Origin of the sequence: Pantoea sp. EKM101V, from assembly GCF_011800325.1 — a bacterium.
GTDB classification, from domain to species: Bacteria; Pseudomonadota; Gammaproteobacteria; order Enterobacterales; family Enterobacteriaceae; genus Pantoea; species Pantoea anthophila.
The window spans coordinates 63,772-81,906 of sequence record NZ_JAALFP010000017.1; the positions used below are offsets into that span (position 1 = coordinate 63,772).

Consider the following 18,135-nt stretch of genomic DNA (forward strand, 5'->3'; position numbering starts at 1 on the left):
CCCGTTTGGTCGATGCCGCAAATTATTGTTAATTCAGATTCTTCTGTCGGTATCTCAGAAAATATTAAACTATGCACGTCAGATACCTGCAACCTAAGGGTTAGGGAGCGAACAGTATAAGCAGATGCTGTTTCGGGGCCAGAGAATGGGGCTGAGAATGCGAGGAAAAAAATCTGCTGCCGTAAATTCTGATTCGGGGAAATCCGCAGCAGTCGGAGTTTTACCGAATGGCCGGACTTTGCGGGAGCAGAATAGCAACCTCTCATTGATGTTAACCCGCGCGCCCGGCGCTATATTTAGCACTCAAACTCATCAGGGACGATGATGCGTTTTGCACAAGTTGTAAGATTAATTTCTGCAAACAAAGACGCTAAAAACTTTTCGGGCTGATTTAAGTATATTAAACCATGCATGAACCCAAGACATCCAAGCAAGTACATTAGTACATTGCGCATTCTTCCCGTTAAAGCATTAGAATCACATAATATCTTATCTAATGGGCGTGAGGTTTTTTCTATTTTCAGGTTTTCTTCTGATGCTCTTAGGAAGTTAACGATCTTATCTTCAAGCTTTGGACTGTCTATTCTGTGAGCCAACTCATTTCTGAGTTTATTGAGAGCTTCAAGGACAGGCCAAACCGGCAATGAAGCGTCAAAATTATAAAAATGAGCTCCGTAAAGCGCTTCCGCTAATTTCAACTTATGGTTAAAGGAAAATTGAATTCCATTTAAAGCATTAGGAGTTTTACATTGAAGCAATATAATTTCATATAGCATATCCTCTAGGAAAAGATGAGCCTTTAGCACTAATGACGTCATATCTAACTCAGGAGTTAAATGCTTATTATGTTTAAAGTGATGTTCCTTAATAAGCTTCTTCAGACTTTCTTGATCCATGCTTGTCATTCCCTCTTAACAATAGAATGGCGTGAAAAAAAACTGTCGGCTGTCTAAGCGACGAACTTACTCTGAGACGACAGATTTGGGGGTAGTTCCTGAAATTTTTGTGTCATAAATATCATTATCCATGATTGATGGTAAATAGCACACTCCTCATGTAACAGCGTAAAACTTATGATTTACAGGAAGACTGATGAGGCATACTTCAGCTCTTTGCCAGCTTCCTTAGAACAGTGTCGGACAGGAAATTTGACATCAGCAGTTCAAGAGCAGGGTAGCCAGCATCACATGCATAAATAAGCCTGGGTCTGTGGAAATTCGTCACAAGCAGCGGTAAAAATCAATCACCAACGTTATCGACGAACCTTTGTTATAAAATTATAAATCATTGATTTATTACAATTTTCCACATAAAAATCCAAATATAAACACTTCTTTTGTATATGCTTATGTATATACATTGACATCAAACTCTCAACCTGTAATATGCATATACCTTTGTATATACATGGAACTCCAAATGAAAAAGCCTTACATAATCTCTTTTGCTAATAGTAAAGGTGGCGTTGCTAAGACAACGAGCTGTATTGCTGTGGGTTGCGCACTGGCTGCTGCAGGTTATAAGACTCTGCTAGTTGACTTGGATCATCAGGGTAACCTTAGTGATGATGTTGGCCGGGGCGATGAGGATTTTACTATCACCGATCTCTTTGAAGACCCCAAGTTTGATACAAACAAGCTGGTCTATACTGCTCTTGATGGTGTAACCGTTATCCAAAACCTAGATGTTATACCTGCCGACATTACCCTTGCTGTTGAGGCACGTAGTGCCGAACGCTTTCGTCACCGTTTAAATATTCTAGACGAAGGACTAAGCAGACTAAAAACAACATACGATTTTATACTTATCGATCTTCGACCAGCCATCGACCTAAGTATTGAGAATGCTCTTCTTATAACCGATAAAATTGTCGTGCCTGTAGACATGGATCGCAGGGCTGTGAAAGGTATAGATGATCTATTCCAGGTGGTACGAGAAGTAAGACGTAACGAAGATTTTGTATATACACTTGTAAAGACAAAAGTTAACGAATCCCACTCAAAAATGAAAAAAGCTATTGATGGTTACATCAGTGATGCTGGTTACAGAGTAGCAAAAACTGAAATACGTCAGAGTGAACTTTTTAAGCAGGCTACCGAGGTTCATCGGCCAGTGATGATGTTTGCTAAAAACGAACGTCCTTACCGTGACTATAAAGCGCTAACACAAGAGCTTCTGCAGCAGATTGAGGAGGCTGAAAGTGGCAAGAAGTGATCGTATAGCTAAGGGTGTCACGCGTGTAACTGAGCGAAGAAATATTACTACTGGCAAACAAATGAATCTTCGGCTGACTGGCCTTGATGATGACGCTCTGTCGATGCTGGTTGAAAAAGTTCAGGAGAAATTACCTCAAAAAAACATTACTCGTTCGCGAGTTCTCAGGGCAGCTTGTTATCTTGAAGACGATAAGTTCATTGAAAAGCTTGCTCAGCTACTTGTTGAAAACACTTAATTTTAGTGGCGCAATGTATATACAAATGAATATACATTGCGCCTCATCAATTTAGCTTCCTGACATTAGCCAAATTACAGGCAATCTCATCGAGCCCTCTTATGTATATACAAATGAGTATACATAAATGCAGATTTCTGCATATGCAAATGCATATACATCACACCTGATCAATTTAGCTTCCTGACGTTAACTAAAGTACAGGCAATCTCATCGAGCTATCTTATGTATATACAAATGGGTATACATAAATGTAGATTTGTGCATATGCATTTGTATATACATTATAGAATTAAATATGATACAAATCTTTAAGTTAGAGCTCCTAGTGAATTAAGCACTTTATTAGAATGATGTAACTAACATGGATTTGATCAGCTCCATCTTTATATAGCCAAGTGTATTATTTAGCGATGGGCAATTCCTTCAGGCTTGTTGTATATCTGGGCGACAGCATTTCTCTTTTCATCTGCCATGGGTTATCAACTCCTTGCCCAGCAAACCAAACCTTCCCAAGTCCGGATTTATTGATTGTATCCAGAGTTGCCATCAAGGCATCCGCATTGGCTTTAGGCTGGTTTTCACTAAACATATCAAGCTGTGCGATTCCGGATTGGTAAAAATCACCTAACATGATGCCTGCTTTGGCATATCGATAACCATCACGCCATATGCTATCTAAGCCCCTGATAGCAAAACCAACGATGTCACGCGTATCACTGGTTGGATATTCACAGGTCAAGGATGAAGTGTTAGCATACTGAGGTTCATCGCCATAGCGGCCAGTGGCTATAAAGACACTGATGTGCCTACATTTTGAACCCTGCTCTCGAATTTTTTCTGCAGCTCGGGTGGCATACGTTACAACCGCATGCTGCATGTCCTCCAGCCCAGTTATGCGCTGTGCAAATGACCTGGAGCATACAATCTGTTGTTTCGGTGGGGGAGCCTCTTCAAGAGCTATACAGGACTTTCCATTCACCTCTCGAACTGTACGCTCAAGAACGACGTTAAAATTTTTTCTTATCATAGTGGTGTTGCAATTAGCCAGATCCAGCACCTTGTTAATGCCCATGGCCTCCAGCCGTTTTCTGATACGCCCTCCGACACCCCAGACTTCATCTATGTCAACTATCGCCATCAGTTTGCGCTGACGTTCCAGGCATGAGAGATCAACCACACCATTAGTTTTACTCCATTTCTTGGCCGCATGATTAGCCAGCTTAGCCAAGGTTTTTGTAGGCCCAAAACCAACGCCAATTACTAATCCGGTTTCTTTCTTAACACGGCTACGCATTTGAAGACCAAATTCCTCTAAAGGCATATAACTGGCAATACCGGTGCAGTCCAAAAAGCTTTCGTCGATCGAATAAATTTCCTGACCAGGTGCCATATCCCTAAGAATCGACATCATACGATTGCTCATATCGCCGTTTATGTGGAATAGAAATTCAACACAAGACTTAAATCTTTCTGAAAGAATGCACACAACAAATCTGCACATTAATTATACAGGGGTTATCCCCGTTTTTGTGGATAAGGCAGAGGGCATATGTCCCGACCGGCTGCAAAAACACGCCCGGGTTTTTACGATATTTAATACAGGGGGATGTCAGTTTAAAAAAGCCTGAACAGGGACGCGGTATTTCCCTTCTGGCTGTATGGCGGGTAGTCCGGATAAGAACGGTGATTTTTACCACCCTGACGCCGGGTGAATGTATCAAAAATCACCGGCTGGAATGAGACAGGCGGCACTTTCCGGAAGCTGTGACTGGACAGCTTCCATTTGCTGTCACGCTGCCATTTTCCGGCATTCTTCAGCACAGCGGTAACAGGCTTCAGCACATTTCTTACAGTGCTCGTGCTCATGTTTCGCGCACTCATTACCGCATTTCTGGCATGCTTCTGCGCAAACCTTACAAATCTGAGCAGCAAATTCACTGTCCATTGTCATCAGCTCAGCTGCCAGACGGCAGATGCTGGCGCACTGCATGTCCGTCCGGATGCATTCGCGCATCATCTCAATATTTTCTTCTTTCAGGCAGGACGTTGCGCAGTAGTCACAGGTTGCGGCGCAGATATAACAGGCCTCAATGCAGTTGCGGTATTGTTCAGACATAATTTCTTCCCGTCATTGTTAAATGCAAAGAAGTGGTAAGCATGGAACAAAATGTTGATTGCTGCAAAAGCGTTTTATACAGACGGTAACAGGAGTAGGGTGACACAGGCTTTTAAAAAGAAGCCCGCCACAGTCAGACGGGCCGGCTGATTACAGCCTCAACAAAGTTTTTCAGATAACTCAATGTAATGAGGGTTAATGCACAACACATTTTGCAACAACAGTAACCTGGACAAAATCCGGGTGATTTTGCTCAAGTTTTTTCAGCCAAGGCTAGGGGCTGTTATCTGCGCTTATTTCTCTTCCCGCATCATCTTACGGTGCGTTTCAATTATGTTCTGATGTGCGGCAGAACTGCTGTTATTCATGCTCTGATGTGCCTGAATCGCCAGCTCATGTTCATTCATGGAGGCCGCCGGGGCTTTTTTGTTCATGCAGCAGGACATGTCCATGGGGGCTGGCTGAGCCTGAGCGGCTGAAACAGACAGAAGGACCGCAGCGGCGGCAAGCATAATCTTTTTCATTCGTAATTCCTTACGTTTAAAGGATAAAAATAGCCGTTAATTCCGGACTGGAACTTTACCGGCCTCAGTGACTTTCATCGTATCCGAAAAAAAACACCGTGAACGAAAATGACAAAAATGTAATTTAAAAACATTAGGTTCCAACATGACATAAATGTAATCAAGTCGGGGTGCCTGTTGTGTTAGCTTGCCGGTAACAAAAATAAAGTTCCTGATCGGACTGCATTATTAATGCTTCCGGTGTGGAGAAATTTTCTCCCGGGATGATCTGCATTTTGCCGGAGCACAGTTATGCAGCCTAAAAGTTCACGACGCAATTTTATCAAAGGGATCGCAGCAGCCAGCGTTGCTGGCGGTCTTGGTATGAAGACGTTCAATGCTTTCTCGGCGGTAAGTCTGGTACAGCCCCACATGCTTACCGGTAATGATTTCGACCTGTTTATCGCCGAAACGCCACTTAACATCACCGGCAACATCCGTTATGCCAAAACCATCAATAGCGGCCTGCCGGGGCCCCTGCTGCGCTGGAAAGAAGGTGATACTGTCACGTTGCGGGTTAAAAACCGTCTGAAAGAAACAACCTCCATTCACTGGCATGGCATTATTCTGCCAGCCAACATGGATGGTGTTCCCGGCCTCAGCTTTCACGGTATTGAACCCGATGATACTTACGTCTATTCATTTCGCGTAAAGCAGAATGGCACCTACTGGTATCACAGCCACTCCGGCCTGCAGGAGCAGGAGGGCGTTTACGGCCCGATTATCATTGATCCTGCTGAGCCTGAGCCATTTAAGTATGACCGGGAACACGTGGTAATGCTGACCGACTGGTCAGATGAAAGTGCCTCTACCATTCTTGCAAAACTGAAAAAGCAGTCCGACTACTACAACTTCGCCAAGCCTGCTGCTGGTGACTTTTTCCGTGATGCCCGGGATAAGGGACTGGGAAATACCCTGGCCGACCGGAAGATGTGGGCGGAAATGAAGATGAACCCGACTGACCTTGCAGACGTCAGCGGTGCGACTTACACCTATCTTATGAACGGTCAGGGCCCGGGTAAAAACTGGACCGGACTGTTCCGTAAAGGCGAAAAAATCCGCCTCCGCTTTATCAACGGCTCTGCCATGACCTACTTCGATGTGCGCATTCCCGGCGTGAAGATGACCGTGGTGGCTGCTGACGGCCAGTACGTCACCCCCGTCAGCGTGGATGAGTTCCGTATTGCCGTGGCTGAAACCTACGATGTCATTGTGGAGCCCGTACAGGATGCCTGCACCATCTTTGCCCAGTCCATGGACAGAAGCGGCTATGCCCGGGGCACGCTTGCCGTTCGTGAAGACATGACTGCCCCGGTTCCTTCCACCGATCCTCGTCCCTGGCTCACCATGGATGATATGGGAATGGGGGGAATGGATCACGGCAGCATGGGGGGTATGGATCACGGGCAGATGCAGGGTATGGACGGCGGTAGCATGCAGAGCATGGATGGTTCAGCTGTGGAAAGCGCCCCGGCAGGCAGTATGGCTGGCATGGATCACAGCAGCATGGGAGGCATGGACCACGGCAGCATGGCCGGCATGGGTGATATGCAGAAGCATCCGGCATCAGAAACGAACAACCCCCTGGTTGACATGCAGGCCATGATGCCCACCCCGAAGCTCAGCGATCCGGGTATCGGGCTGAGGAACAATGGCCGCAGGGTTCTGACCTACGCTGACCTGAAAAGCACTTTTGACGATCCAGACGGACGCGAACCCTCACGCACCATAGAACTGCATCTTACCGGCCATATGGAAAAATTTGCCTGGTCTTTCAATGGTATCAAGTTCTCCGATGCAGAGCCGGTCACGCTCCGCTATGGCGAGCGCGTCCGCATCGTGCTGGTTAACGATACCATGATGACGCATCCCATTCATCTGCACGGAATGTGGAGCGACCTTGAAGATGAAGAAGGGAATTTTCTGGTACGTAAACACACCATTGATATGCCGCCCGGCACGCGCCGCAGCTATCGTGTGACGGCCGATGCGCTGGGCCGCTGGGCTTACCACTGTCACCTGCTTTTTCATATGGAAACAGGCATGTTCCGTGAAGTCCGGGTTAATGAATGAGGTACTTCTGATGTCAGCTTCTGAGCGTGGTGATATGAAACATAACTTTTTCCGCCCGGCGGCCGGACTGCTGGTTTTCGCAGCCATTGCCGGCAGCGCACTTACGGCCGCCCCTGATGCACGGGCTGAAGCGGCGCATAACATGCAGGAGCATGACATAGGTGCAATGTCGGGCATGGACCACTCCGCTATGGGCAATATGGAACCCATGTCCGGGATGGAAGGCATGGAGTCTATGCAGCCTGCTGCCCCGACTGAAAGCAGAACGCCTGTTCCGGTGCTGACGGACGCCGACCGCCGGGCTGCGTTTCCGGACGTACACGGCCATAAGGTGCATGACAGCAACGTGAACTGGTATCTGCTGGCCGATCAGCTTGAGTGGCAGAAAAATAATGAGGCCGGAGGATTCAGCTGGGACGTTAGCGGCTGGGCAGGCGGGGATATTGATCGCCTCTGGCTGCGCAGCGAAGGGGAAACCAGCGACGGAAAAACCGAGTCGGCAGAGGTGCAGGCCCTGTGGGGGCACGCTGTCTCGCCCTGGTGGGACGTGGTTGCGGGCGCCCGACAGGATTTTAAACCTGGCAGGCCCCAGACATGGGCCGCCGCCGGCTTTCAGGGCATGCCGCTGTATAACCTCGAAACTGAACTCACCGCGTTTGCCGGTGAGCAGGGACGCACCGCGCTCCGGTTTGAAGCAGAGTATGACGTGCTGCTGACCAACCGGCTCATCCTGCAGCCGTCTTTTGAAGCTAATTTTTACGGAAAGGATGATGAGGTGCGTGAAACCGGAAAAGGGCTGTCCGGTACCGAGCTTTCCCTGCGCCTTCGTTACGAAATGAAGCGGGAGTTTGCGCCTTATGTGGGCGTATCGTGGAGCCAGCTTTATGGCAACACGGCCGATATGGCGACCCGTGAAGGAGAGAAAGACAACGAACTGCGCTTTCTTCTCGGTGCCCGCGTGTGGTTCTGATGCAGTTAATTCTAACAAACAAGACAGGTATGAATATGAAACGTAATTATGCTGGCTACGTCATCGCTGTTGCCGCCTCTGTTGCTGCTTTTGCCGCGCAGGCGCATCCGGAACTGGCTTCTTCTGTCCCTGCTGATAAAGCGCAGGTGGCAGCGCCTTCAAAAGTGGAGCTGCACTTTACTGAGAATCTGGTCACAAAATTTTCTGGTGCACGTCTCGTCATGACCGCTATGCCCGGCATGTCCTCTCATGCCCCGATGGCGGTTGCGGCAAAAGTGGCCGCCGGTGGCGATCCGAAAACCATGGTGATCACGCCAGCCAAACCTCTGGTGCCTGGCACATACAAGGTGGAGTGGCGTGCGGTGTCTTCTGATACACACCCGCGCACGGGTAACGTCAGCTTTAGCGTGAAATAATGCCATGAACGATCAGACTTTTATTGTTATCCGCTTTTTCCTTTACCTTGACCTTATGGTTCTGTTTGGGCTGCCTTTATTTGAACTGTATGCCGTGAAGGGAACGCTTAAAAAATCGGTGTCATTATTCAGTGTCTGGTCGTTCTTCTTTATTCTGATATCCGTCGGCATTGTTCTGTCGCTGGCGAATATGCTGCTGGTCGCGCAGGCGATGAGTGGCGTGACCGACGCAGGTGAAATCACGCTCCACATCATAGAGATGGTTATCGGTGAGACTGCGGTCGGCCTCAGCTGGGTTATCCGGCTTGCCGCACTCGTGCTGGCCTTCATCGGACTGGGCCTGCGCCTGCGCAATGCCGTTCTGTCGCGTTACGTTCTCACTCTTTCCGGAGGCACAGCGCTGACCACCCTGGCATGGGGCGGCCATGCGGCCATGAACGACGGTATGAGCTACTATCTGCATCTGCTGAGCGATATCATCCACCTGTCGGCAGCCGGTGCATGGGTGGGCGCGCTCACGGCCTTTGCCATTCTGTTATGCATCAAAAAGGCGCAGACGGCCAGCCACGTCCGGCAGCTTGCGGAAGCCCTGACGGGCTTTTCCCGGGCCGGCACGGTGATTGTGCTGAGTATTGTCATCACCGCCGTCATTAACTTTTTCTTCATTGTGGAAGACCCGGTCAAATCTTTGCCGGGCAGCCACTACGGGCTGCTCCTGCTAATCAAGACAGGCTTGTTTTTCGTTATGCTGTTGCTGGCTGCCGCGAACCGCTTCCGGCTTGCACCCGCACTGGAAAATGCGCTCGGTCAGGGCCACTATAAGACGGGTATTGCGCTGATGCGCAAAAGTATTATTACAGAGTTCAGCGTGTCTATCCTGATTCTGGCGACCGTAGCCTGGCTTGGCACGCTGTCGCCCGGTAACGGTATGGCGTAACGACACTCAGCTGCAGGGCCCTTATACCATGACCACTCTTCTGATCGTCGAGGATGAAATTAAAACCGGGACTTACCTGAAACAGGGTCTTCAGGAGGCAGGGTATGACGTCACCCTTGTGAATGACGGCCGTCAGGGGCTGGAGCATATCCTTCAGCAGCGCTACGACCTGATTATTCTTGATGTGATGCTGCCCTCCCTGGACGGCTGGGACATTCTGCGGCAGATGAGAATGGCCCGCCACGAAGAGCCCGTGCTGTTTCTGACCGCAAGGGATAACGTCAGCGAAAAAATCAAAGGCCTGGACCTGGGAGCCGATGACTATCTTCTCAAGCCGTTCGATTTTGCCGAGCTTCTGGCCCGTATCCGGACCCAGCTCAGGCGTAACCGCTCTCTGGCATCCGGCATGTACGAAATAGCTGACCTGGTGATGGACATATCCCGCCGGAGCGTCAGCCGTTCCGGCAAAAAAATTCATCTGTCCGCAAAAGAGTTTGTTCTGCTTGAGCTGCTGCTGCAGCGTCGCGGTGAAGTGCTGCCAAGAAATCTCATCTCCTCCCTGGTCTGGAATATTAATTTTGAGAGTGACACTAACGTGATTGATGTGGCTGTCCGGCGGCTGCGCAGCAAGGTGGATGATGACTTCAGCCCGAAGCTGATCCATACCGTGCGCGGCATTGGCTACGTGCTGGAGATACGTGAAGAATGAAGCGTAACTGGTCTCTGACTTCCAGACTTAGCCTGGTCTTTGCCGGTGTCATGATGTCCGTCTGGCTGCTTACCAGCGTTCTGCTGGTTGCCGCGCTGGGCAATTACTTTCGCAGCCAGGACCTTACGCTGCTGACCGGTAAGCTTGAGCTGGCTACCGAACTGCTGGAAAGTGAAGTCCGTACAGGAAAGCTTGATACCGTCGGGCTTGCCCGCAAGCTTGCCGACGCCATGGTGGGCCATAGCGGACTTTATCTGTCGATCAGGACTGCTGATAATCAAATACTCGCCGACTATTTCTCTCCCGGCTTCCCGGTTCCGGCTGAGCGCTTTGCCGGTGAGGCTCTGAAGCTGAACACCCTGCAGACGGTGGAGGAAGACGGCTGGCGCTATAACGTCATGATTAAAAAAATCGGTGCAGAGAACGTGGGCAGGCACCGGGACGTGCTGATAACAGTCGCCTACGATACTGGCTTTCATGATGAATTTATCGGCCAGCTGAAAGAGTGGCTGATGTGGCTTAACGGGGGACTGATTTTTCTTTCTGTCTTGCTGGGCTGGCTTGCCACCCGCATCGGACTCCGGCCGCTGAATGAAATAAACCGGCTGGCTTCGGCTATTACCGTTAATAATCTCAGTGAGCGCCTGCCGGCCCGACACCTTCCTTCGGAGCTTATGCCTACCGTAGCCGAGTTTAACAGCATGCTGGAGAGACTGGAGGGCTCTTTCAGGCGCCTGTCAGAGTTTTCATCTGACATAGCCCATGAGCTGCGCACTCCCGTAAGTAACCTGATGATGCAGACGCAGGTTGCCCTGTCCCGGGAGCGTGATGCTGCCAGCTACCGGGAAGTGCTTTTCTCAAACCTGGAGGAGCTGGGCCGACTTGCCAGAATGAGCAGCGACATGCTGTTTCTGGCGAAGTCTGAAAACGGGCTGCTGGCGCTGGAAAATGAGATTTTTTCCGCAAAGGCAGAACTCGAAGAACTAATCGAATTTTTCGAGCCGCTGGCCGCTGAAAACGGTAAAACCCTGACGCTTGAAGGGGAGGCCAGCATGAAGGGCGATCGTCTGATGCTACGCCGGGCGCTGAGCAACCTGATAACCAATGCCATAAAGTACTCTTCAGACGGCGCGGCGATCCTGATCCGGGCAGAACAGCAGATCGGGATGGCGTTTGTTCATATATCTAACCGCACGGAAGCCATCACGCAGGAAAATCTGGGCAGGCTTTTTGATCGCTTTTACCGGGGCGACTCGTCCCGGCAACATAACACGGACGGTGCTGGCCTGGGCCTTTCCATCACGCGAGCCGTTGTTCAGGCTCACAACGGTACATTGCAGGTTTTTTTGGACGAAGATATCGTTACGTTTACGGTAAAAATACCAGCAGCATGATTTACGTTGATGTGCGCTTTCTTCATGCTTTCGCCCGTAATAATTCTGAACTGCTTTAAATCAAGGATTTTTTTCCCGGTTTTGTGACACGATCCCGGGTGCTTAACTAAACTTGAGTATCTTAGCCCAGTAAAGGAACGGATCATGAAAAAATTACAGACAGCCCTGGTTTCCCTGCTGGTTGTTCTGCCAGTTGCGGCTATGGCACAGAAGCCAGATATGAAGATGACGCAGGATATGCATATGTCCCCGGCCTCAAAAGAATACATGGCCGGCATGCAGAATATGCACCGCAGCATGATGGGTGCGATGAAGGAGCAGGATGCAGACAGGGCTTTTGCCAGAGGCATGGCTGAGCACCATAAAGGCGCGATAGGCATGGCCGAAACAGAGCTGAAGTACGGAAAAGATCCTGAAATGAGAAAGATGGCTGAAGATGTCATCAAAGCACAGAAGGCGGAGATTGAACATCTGGAAAAATGGCTGAATAAATAGTTTACAGCTGACATCAGAAGACTGATTTCAACCGACCGGCAGAGCCCCTGAGAGGGCCCTTATTTATCTTTTTTCAGGCAGAAAAAAGAAATAATCTAAACCGGAATGACTGCGGAAAAAAGAGGTATGGCTCAGTGAATCAGCTTTGACTGCTGACTTTCTGTTACGACGCAGAACTCACGCACTGTGCTGCTACTTACCTGAAATAATATGCTGTCCGGACAGATGTTTTACCGGATGAGAACCTTACTGCTTTTTCTCAGAGCAGCCTCCAGTTTTTCCGTATCTCTCTCCACGATGGCTCTCTCGTCAACCGTCAGCGGCACCTCCTCCAGATATCTTTTTACGGACGCCTTACTTTCGAGCAGAAGTCCTCTTGCACTCTGTTTTGGCAGATTAAAGTCACAACCGATGCACGCCATCCGGTGCGGGCAGTTGCTCCAGAAAGGATTCATACAGTACGAATCGCCGAGATCATAATATATTGCCGGACCGGTGAGGCTGACGGCAAGCGGATCATGGTCAATCAGCACGCTCATCATATGCGCGACCCGGTCCGCCTTCACAAAAGAGGCTGCCAGCTGTGTCGGCCGTATACGAATATAATGCATCGTAGACTGCGGCGAAGAGTGACCTGACCACTGCATCAGCTCGTATAGCGACATGCCCTGAGGAACACTGGCCAGTGCTGTCACGGCCGATGCACGCCCCCGGTGGCTGGTAATGGGACCCCGGCTGTCTTCCTCCGGCATCCCCGCTCTGGCACAGAGAACCGGAATAACGGTGCGGTTTATTATATCTCTTCCCACGGCTTTGCCCCGGTACTGAAACAGGAAACGGACCTTTTCACCGGTGCGTTCATCCGTCAGTGCTGCCTGCTCTTCTGGTCGCTCTGCCAGCCAGATATCGACATACTTTTTCACTGCAGCAGAAACCGGTTTAACAAAGGCTTTAGAGGTCTTGCCAGCTGGCACATTAAGGTAGCAAAGGGTCCCGGCAGGAATGGTACTGCCGTCGTCCCGGTTAATATCTTCCGATTGTGGAATGATGCAGCCTGCGGTCAGGCACATCAGCTCGTTCTGGCGCAGCCCTGCATGCGTCCAGATGACCGCCATAGCCTGCAGCATAGACAGGGGATAATGAATTTCACTCAGCAAATCTTCCTGACGCAGGTTCAGACTTGCCCATACCAGTTTCAGCCAGACCGGATCATCAATAACCCGGGGATTGACGCCCTGACGAAACAGCGGCGTATCAGGCGTGGAGAGATGGCGGGACGGACTGAATTTCAGCCGTCCCCATCCCCAGCTCTCGTAGTCAATCATAAAGCGGCGAACGGCATACACAAAACCGGCGCGGGAGTTTGGCAGCATGGGTTCTCCGGAACGGGAAGACCGGCGCATCCCCTGTGCCGTGCCCAGAGAAAGTTCATCGACTTTCATTCTTCCGACTGTTGCAATGAAGCTTGCGCAGATCTCCATTGTCCAGTCGGACGGCTCGCGTATTTCCGGATGCTCCCGGGCGAGCCACAGGCCGCAGCGGAGGATAAAACTGTACTGGCTCTCTCTGGATCGGGGACGAAGCACTGAGGTTTCCCTCCACCGCCGGCACCATGCTACCCAGGCCAGTGCGATGTCTTCTGTCGGTTTTTCGCGCCACTCCTGGTAATTGCGCATACGCACGGGGCTTTTGATGATGCCCATTGCGGCAAGCGCATGCGAAACTCTGCCCACTGTCTTTGCGATCCCGCGATCATGATATTTCTGTGCGCGCCACAGGAGATCAGTCATGAAGCTTTCGAGCTGAGGATTACTGTTCATCATCATCAGTATGCCCAGCAAGGCTGACAGCTGATTTTTCTGGTTCCTGCGTTTGTATCCCAGTGAAACCAGAGCTTCCGTCAGCCGGTTAAGTTCCTGTGTGAAAAATTCCCGGCCATAGATGGCACAGGCGTACAGCGACGGGGCACCATGATGCGGCAGATCGAACGGTGAGGGGAACGGGCCAAGATGGAAGGCAAAAGCCGCAATAAGGGGCCTGCCTGAACGGTGCTGCTGGCACAGCGTCAGCCACTTTTCTGATCCCCACAGCCAGCAGGGTTGCCCTGTCCGGTGTATTTCCGCCAGAACGGCAGAAATGATAATCCTGACGAGTCTGTCACTTGTGCCGCTGCGGTCGGCAATATCCTGAAGAGGCCGCAGTAAAGATGACAGCGGACCTTGCTGGCTCAGAGCAGAGGTACGTTTGTGCCCGGTGCTTAACGCCTCGCGCTCTTCAGTGTTTAACACATTATTCAGTTGATAGTCTGAACGACTGAAAGGGACATAAATGTTATGAATTCCTGTTTCTGCTTTCATCACACTGCTCCCGCCTGAAAGATAAGCTCTGCGATCTTCCGGTCGGTTTCAGCGACGGCAGCAGCCATGCGGGCAGCCATATCCGTTCCCGACAGATGAATATAAATTTGTGTGGTACGCGGGTCCCTGTGCCCTGCATACGTAGCCAGTTCATGCAGTTTCCATCCGGCCCGTGCCAGGTGCGTCAGCCGGAGGTGACGAAAAGTATGCGTGGTGATGTCTGGCTGATCAGTCTCTGTCGCCCATTTCCGCACGGTTTTACTCCAGCTCCAGAACGAGAGCGGAGCGCCGTAATTACGGTCAGAGGTGGAACGGAACAGAGCACCGCCTGACCAGCCTGCCAGCCGTAGCTGCCGAAAATGGTTTGCCAGTACCGGCGCAACGTCAGCGCTGTAGCAGACCATTCTTTCCCGTCTGTTTTTCGTCGTCTCTGCGCGGATGCGTATCAGGCGGTGAGCCAGATCAATGTCCTCAAGCCTCAGAGCCGTCACTTCCGTGCGCCGGAGCGCGCCATAATAAGCCAGAGCAAGCATCAGCCGGTCACGCAGAGACGCGGCAGAAACGTGTTTCAGGAACCTGAGCCACTGCCCGTCATCGGGAATAACGGGGAGGCGGGTGATACGTGGGATCAGGCCACGCCCGGTATAAATGGCACCAGGCAAACCCGAACGGGGTAACGGGTTGTGACTGCAAATATCCTGGTAAATCAGAAAGTCATACCAGAGGCGAAGAGCTGAAATGCGCAACTGGAGTGTGGCGCTGGCAACGGGTGACGGCATATCAGGGAGCTGAGGGCGGATATATCCTGCAATGTCTTCAAAGGAAGCTCTTTCAGGAGCAATATCGTGTATTTCACAGAAGGCAAAAAAATGCGTCAGGGCACTTCGATAGGCTTTAATAGTTGAGCTGGCTCTTCCTAAATTCGAAAGAATTTTAAGCCACTGCCCGGCCAGCAGCAAAGCCGAAGTGGAATGTGTTTTCGTGTTCACGGCCTTCCCCTTTCAGTTCAGGACAACTGGCTATAGTCTATACCGCAAATGTTGCATTCCACTTAACTTACTAAAGCGCATAATTACTAGAGAAAATATGAACGCCTTTTTCTCGAAAAAAACGCTCATTTTTAAACAATGGGTCGCCCATTTTTATGCCTAGGGCCTTAGCTTCTGCAGAACGAGCGATTACGCAGCCGTCGTTGTTTGAGACTACGCAGATGGGCTTGCCGCGTAAATCCGGTCTGAAGATCGTTTCACAAGAAGCGTAAAAATTATTGGCATCAGCAAGTGCAAACATAGTTGGATTCGAATTTATACTGTTTATAAATACAGTATTTATCGAACCACTATTCTTTGCAAGCTACTCGTCTGGGAGTTCTAAAGCTTCAGTCTCTATCTGAGAGAAGCCTAGACCAGCTAAATCAGTCAATGCGTAGGCTATAACGCCCCAGATAGGCGATTCATTGCCTTCTTTGATGGGAATGATAGAACACTGACCTGTAAGGGCTTGGAGGGCGGTGGCTGGCACTAGAAGGAGCCTCCGTATCACTAATTCATCATCCACACTCGCAATGACTAAATTGCCATGCTTAGGCGTTAGGCTACGATCTACAGCAAGCAAAGATCCTTTTAGAATCCCGCATGCAGGGTAATCGCTAGTACATTCCCAAACATAAGTAGAGTTTTGTGAAAGTGAAACGAGATTAGTAAAATCTATGCGCTTTTCAGCATAGTTTGCGGCAGGAGATTGAAATGCCATAGCCTCCTCCAGTAGCTATAATTTATCTTTATTTATCGGGTACTTAGATGCTAATTCTTTTACTCGTTCTGCTTCTTTTTTAGGAAGCCATAAATTAACCAGTTCTAAGTCTTCGCCGTCGTTCAGGGTAAACTGCTGGTATAGCTCCCAAATTCGCTTTACGGCATTCGCTACGTTTTGCTTTGTACGGTCAACACGAATAGCTACATCTGCTTGCCGTTCTCCTTTAACCAGAACTGCATAGCCAATTTCTGTGGTGATATGTGCAAAAGTAGACATTATGGGTGAAAGTCGATCCCATTCCTGCTGTGTCATTTGTCTTTTCTGCGCCATAACTCACCTAAGTATCTACATATTTTGAAGGCTAAGTGTAATGCTGAATTTGGTCAACACAAGTATAAAGTAACTGTACTTGAATGTTTTCACTTGATGCCTTTAGCGAAAACCGTGAGGCAGTACAAAACTTGTTTTGTGCTGCCGAGGGGTTGACCGACAGAGCAAAGCGGCGTCGGTTTCATTGTTAATGTGACTTATCCACTTATCCACAGCGCTAAATTTTAAAGGCTTTTTAGTTAGTATTTTAAAGCTTTTTAAAGCTTTTTAGGGCTGCTTAACCTACTGAATTTAAACGTCAAATAGTGATTAGTTTTGGGAATTGCCCCTACTTTGTGTGGGAATCAGCCCTAGATCTTATGGGAAACAGCCCTAGTAGTTATGGGAATCAGCCCTACTTGTTATGGGAATCAGCCCTAGTTCACATTGAAGTTAATAATTAGTTGACTTGTGTGTACTGGCTGGTATTGTGGGGGTCATAAATTAACCCACAGAAGGCAACCGACATGGCTAATGCCCTGAAAAAAAAGATAAATGTTAAACAGTCTAACGAGCTAACCGAGGCTGCTTATCATTTATCTTTGAAAGCAAAGCGGGTTTTATGGCTCTGCCTTATGCAAACTTATTTCACAGATGAAGACGAGTCCGCTAACCCAGTTTTCACCGTTGCCGTCTCAGATTATGAAGATATTTTCAATGTAACCCGAAATCAGGCAAGTCGTGACGTTAAAGAGGGCGTGTTTGAACTGTCACGTTCTTCCATCATTTTTTACCCCAAAAGTGGTCGTCATGACGTTATCGCGCGCCCGTGGCTGACTGAAGCCGGCGGCAGATCAAGTAAAGGTTTATGGGAGATCGAGTTTAACCATAAAGTTTTGCCTTACCTGTATGTTCTTGGCAATCAGTTCACAACCTATTCATTAAGAGATTGCGGAAGCCTCAAGAACCCACGGACCGTTCGGCTTTATGAAAGCTTATGTCAGTTCAGAAGCTCTCAGATATGGGTTACTTCGCATGATTGGTTATCAGAAAGGTTCATGTTACCTGATTCTCAGAAAGCAAACCTTGCAGAGCTAAAGCGTACGTTTCTTGAGCCAGCTTTAAGGCAAATAAATGATAAAACCCCTCTTCGCGTGTCTTATCAAGCTGAGTCTAGCGGCAAGCTTATATTTAATATCCATCAAAAACAGTAAGTTAATCGATTATTCCTATTCGATTTCTTTGAATTTACTCTTCTTCTGCCTAATTAAGCCTTACTCAAAAAGTAGGGCTGTTTCCCATACCTAGCGCTGCTGCATTAATCGCGTCGCCTGGCAGTCCACAAAGTAGGGCTGTTTCCCACACCTGACGCCGGTGCGCCCGCTGCAGCGCCCGGCGGCCCGTAAAGTAGGGCTGTTTCCCACACCTGACGCCGGAGCGCCCGCTGTAGCGCCCGGCGGCCCGCAAAGTAGGGCTGTTTCCCACATCGTGCGCCGGCATACCCGCTGCAGCGCCCGGCGGCCCGCAAAGTAGGGCTGTTTCCCACATCGTGCGCCGGCATACCCGCTGCAGCGCCCGGCGGCCCG

The 18,135-nt window shown here is 49.5% G+C and carries 18 protein-coding genes and 1 pseudogene; 10 read left to right on the forward strand and 9 right to left on the reverse strand.

The window, feature by feature from the left end; all coding sequences use genetic code 11:
* Positions 1-296 precede the first annotated feature (296 nt).
* Positions 297-896: a hypothetical protein gene (locus tag HFD92_RS20280; protein WP_167429586.1), complete on the reverse strand. Its 600-nt coding sequence runs from the start codon at positions 894-896 to the stop codon at positions 297-299.
* Positions 897-1,419: 523 nt separating this feature from the next.
* On the opposite strand from HFD92_RS20280, the gene HFD92_RS20285 reads away from it, so the two are divergent.
* Both HFD92_RS20285 and HFD92_RS20290 read left to right on the forward strand, forming a co-directional pair.
* Positions 1,420-2,214: a ParA family protein gene (locus HFD92_RS20285; protein WP_167429587.1), complete on the forward strand. Its 795-nt coding sequence runs from the start codon at positions 1,420-1,422 to the stop codon at positions 2,212-2,214.
* Positions 2,201-2,452 (forward strand): hypothetical protein, encoded by a 252-nt coding sequence (locus HFD92_RS20290; RefSeq protein WP_128755156.1) that lies wholly within the window; start codon positions 2,201-2,203, stop codon positions 2,450-2,452. Before HFD92_RS20285 ends, HFD92_RS20290 begins: the two co-directional genes overlap by 14 nt.
* A gap of 403 nt (positions 2,453-2,855) precedes the next feature.
* On the opposite strand, the gene umuC is transcribed toward HFD92_RS20290, so the two are convergent.
* The 3 genes from umuC to HFD92_RS21930 form a co-directional block, all read right to left on the reverse strand.
* Positions 2,856-3,956, reverse strand: coding sequence for a translesion error-prone DNA polymerase V subunit UmuC (umuC, locus tag HFD92_RS20295; protein WP_167429588.1), 1,101 nt, complete (start codon positions 3,954-3,956; stop codon positions 2,856-2,858).
* A 288-nt stretch (positions 3,957-4,244) separates the two neighbouring features.
* A complete protein-coding gene (locus HFD92_RS20300) occupies positions 4,245-4,571 on the reverse strand; it encodes a four-helix bundle copper-binding protein (RefSeq protein ID WP_167429589.1) in 327 nt (108 codons plus the stop codon).
* 293 nt (positions 4,572-4,864) lie between these two features.
* Positions 4,865-5,095 (reverse strand): hypothetical protein, encoded by a 231-nt coding sequence (locus tag HFD92_RS21930; protein WP_167429590.1) that lies wholly within the window; start codon positions 5,093-5,095, stop codon positions 4,865-4,867.
* Between the two features lie 291 nt (positions 5,096-5,386).
* Between HFD92_RS21930 and HFD92_RS20310 the strand changes: the two genes are divergently transcribed.
* The 7 genes from HFD92_RS20310 to HFD92_RS20340 all read left to right on the forward strand — a co-directional run bounded on the left by HFD92_RS20310 (position 5,387) and on the right by HFD92_RS20340 (position 12,128).
* Positions 5,387-7,207 (forward strand): copper resistance system multicopper oxidase, encoded by a 1,821-nt coding sequence (locus HFD92_RS20310; RefSeq protein WP_167429591.1) that lies wholly within the window; start codon positions 5,387-5,389, stop codon positions 7,205-7,207.
* A 142-nt stretch (positions 7,208-7,349) separates the two neighbouring features.
* The gene (locus HFD92_RS20315; RefSeq protein ID WP_370525243.1) at positions 7,350-8,177 is read left to right on the forward strand and encodes a copper resistance protein B; all 828 of its coding nucleotides are present in this window, start codon (positions 7,350-7,352) and stop codon (positions 8,175-8,177) included.
* A 35-nt stretch (positions 8,178-8,212) separates the two neighbouring features.
* On the forward strand, positions 8,213-8,593 hold the full coding sequence (copC, locus tag HFD92_RS20320) for a copper homeostasis periplasmic binding protein CopC (protein WP_103791066.1): 381 nt from the start codon (positions 8,213-8,215) through the stop codon (positions 8,591-8,593).
* 4 nt (positions 8,594-8,597) lie between these two features.
* Positions 8,598-9,530, forward strand: coding sequence for a copper homeostasis membrane protein CopD (gene copD, locus HFD92_RS20325; RefSeq protein ID WP_167429592.1), 933 nt, complete (start codon positions 8,598-8,600; stop codon positions 9,528-9,530).
* A 28-nt stretch (positions 9,531-9,558) separates the two neighbouring features.
* Positions 9,559-10,239: a heavy metal response regulator transcription factor gene (locus HFD92_RS20330; protein ID WP_167429593.1), complete on the forward strand. Its 681-nt coding sequence runs from the start codon at positions 9,559-9,561 to the stop codon at positions 10,237-10,239.
* Positions 10,236-11,633 (forward strand): heavy metal sensor histidine kinase, encoded by a 1,398-nt coding sequence (locus tag HFD92_RS20335; RefSeq protein ID WP_167429594.1) that lies wholly within the window; start codon positions 10,236-10,238, stop codon positions 11,631-11,633. The genes HFD92_RS20330 and HFD92_RS20335 overlap by 4 nt, the downstream gene beginning before the upstream one ends.
* Positions 11,634-11,777: 144 nt before the next feature.
* Positions 11,778-12,128, forward strand: coding sequence for a DUF305 domain-containing protein (locus HFD92_RS20340; protein ID WP_167429595.1), 351 nt, complete (start codon positions 11,778-11,780; stop codon positions 12,126-12,128).
* Between the two features lie 230 nt (positions 12,129-12,358).
* On the opposite strand, the gene HFD92_RS20345 is transcribed toward HFD92_RS20340, so the two are convergent.
* The 5 genes and pseudogenes from HFD92_RS20345 to HFD92_RS20365 all read right to left on the reverse strand — a co-directional run bounded on the left by HFD92_RS20345 (position 12,359) and on the right by HFD92_RS20365 (position 16,552).
* Positions 12,359-14,485 (reverse strand): tyrosine-type recombinase/integrase, encoded by a 2,127-nt coding sequence (locus HFD92_RS20345; RefSeq protein WP_167429596.1) that lies wholly within the window; start codon positions 14,483-14,485, stop codon positions 12,359-12,361.
* Entirely contained in the window at positions 14,485-15,474 is a 990-nt protein-coding gene (locus tag HFD92_RS20350) for a site-specific integrase (protein ID WP_145055685.1), read from the reverse strand. Before HFD92_RS20350 ends, HFD92_RS20345 begins: the two co-directional genes overlap by 1 nt.
* A 73-nt stretch (positions 15,475-15,547) precedes the next feature.
* Positions 15,548-15,775: pseudogene (locus HFD92_RS20355) on the reverse strand (DNA polymerase V subunit UmuC); the annotation flags it as partial.
* Positions 15,776-15,838: 63 nt separating this feature from the next.
* Positions 15,839-16,237 carry a S24 family peptidase gene (locus HFD92_RS20360; protein WP_167429597.1) on the reverse strand — a complete coding sequence of 133 codons (399 nt, stop codon included), beginning with the start codon at positions 16,235-16,237 and terminating at the stop codon, positions 15,839-15,841.
* 15 nt (positions 16,238-16,252) lie between these two features.
* Positions 16,253-16,552: a TrfB-related DNA-binding protein gene (locus HFD92_RS20365; RefSeq protein WP_233453724.1), complete on the reverse strand. Its 300-nt coding sequence runs from the start codon at positions 16,550-16,552 to the stop codon at positions 16,253-16,255.
* A gap of 524 nt (positions 16,553-17,076) precedes the next feature.
* Here HFD92_RS20365 and HFD92_RS20370 point away from each other — a divergent pair.
* Complete coding sequence (locus tag HFD92_RS20370) at positions 17,077-17,763, forward strand: replication initiation protein (RefSeq protein WP_103061455.1); 687 nt, start codon at positions 17,077-17,079, stop codon at positions 17,761-17,763.
* Positions 17,764-18,135 lie beyond the last annotated feature (372 nt).

Excerpts from the sequence above, each read along its gene's own strand:
- HFD92_RS20280 (WP_167429586.1), bottom strand. The coding sequence starts at position 896 with ATGGATCAAGAAAGTCTGAAGAAGCTTATTAAGGAACATCACTTTAAA.
- HFD92_RS20285 (WP_167429587.1), top strand. The coding sequence starts at position 1,420 with ATGAAAAAGCCTTACATAATCTCTTTTGCTAATAGTAAAGGTGGCGTT.
- umuC (WP_167429588.1), bottom strand. The coding sequence starts at position 3,956 with ATGTGCAGATTTGTTGTGTGCATTCTTTCAGAAAGATTTAAGTCTTGT.
- HFD92_RS20300 (WP_167429589.1), bottom strand. The coding sequence starts at position 4,571 with ATGTCTGAACAATACCGCAACTGCATTGAGGCCTGTTATATCTGCGCC.
- HFD92_RS21930 (WP_167429590.1), bottom strand. The coding sequence starts at position 5,095 with ATGAAAAAGATTATGCTTGCCGCCGCTGCGGTCCTTCTGTCTGTTTCA.
- HFD92_RS20310 (WP_167429591.1), top strand. The coding sequence starts at position 5,387 with ATGCAGCCTAAAAGTTCACGACGCAATTTTATCAAAGGGATCGCAGCA.
- HFD92_RS20315 (WP_370525243.1), top strand. The coding sequence starts at position 7,350 with ATGCAGGAGCATGACATAGGTGCAATGTCGGGCATGGACCACTCCGCT.
- copC (WP_103791066.1), top strand. The coding sequence starts at position 8,213 with ATGAAACGTAATTATGCTGGCTACGTCATCGCTGTTGCCGCCTCTGTT.
- copD (WP_167429592.1), top strand. The coding sequence starts at position 8,598 with ATGAACGATCAGACTTTTATTGTTATCCGCTTTTTCCTTTACCTTGAC.
- HFD92_RS20330 (WP_167429593.1), top strand. The coding sequence starts at position 9,559 with ATGACCACTCTTCTGATCGTCGAGGATGAAATTAAAACCGGGACTTAC.
- HFD92_RS20335 (WP_167429594.1), top strand. The coding sequence starts at position 10,236 with ATGAAGCGTAACTGGTCTCTGACTTCCAGACTTAGCCTGGTCTTTGCC.
- HFD92_RS20340 (WP_167429595.1), top strand. The coding sequence starts at position 11,778 with ATGAAAAAATTACAGACAGCCCTGGTTTCCCTGCTGGTTGTTCTGCCA.
- HFD92_RS20345 (WP_167429596.1), bottom strand. The coding sequence starts at position 14,485 with ATGAAAGCAGAAACAGGAATTCATAACATTTATGTCCCTTTCAGTCGT.
- HFD92_RS20360 (WP_167429597.1), bottom strand. The coding sequence starts at position 16,237 with ATGGCATTTCAATCTCCTGCCGCAAACTATGCTGAAAAGCGCATAGAT.
- HFD92_RS20365 (WP_233453724.1), bottom strand. The coding sequence starts at position 16,552 with ATGACACAGCAGGAATGGGATCGACTTTCACCCATAATGTCTACTTTT.
- HFD92_RS20370 (WP_103061455.1), top strand. The coding sequence starts at position 17,077 with ATGGCTAATGCCCTGAAAAAAAAGATAAATGTTAAACAGTCTAACGAG.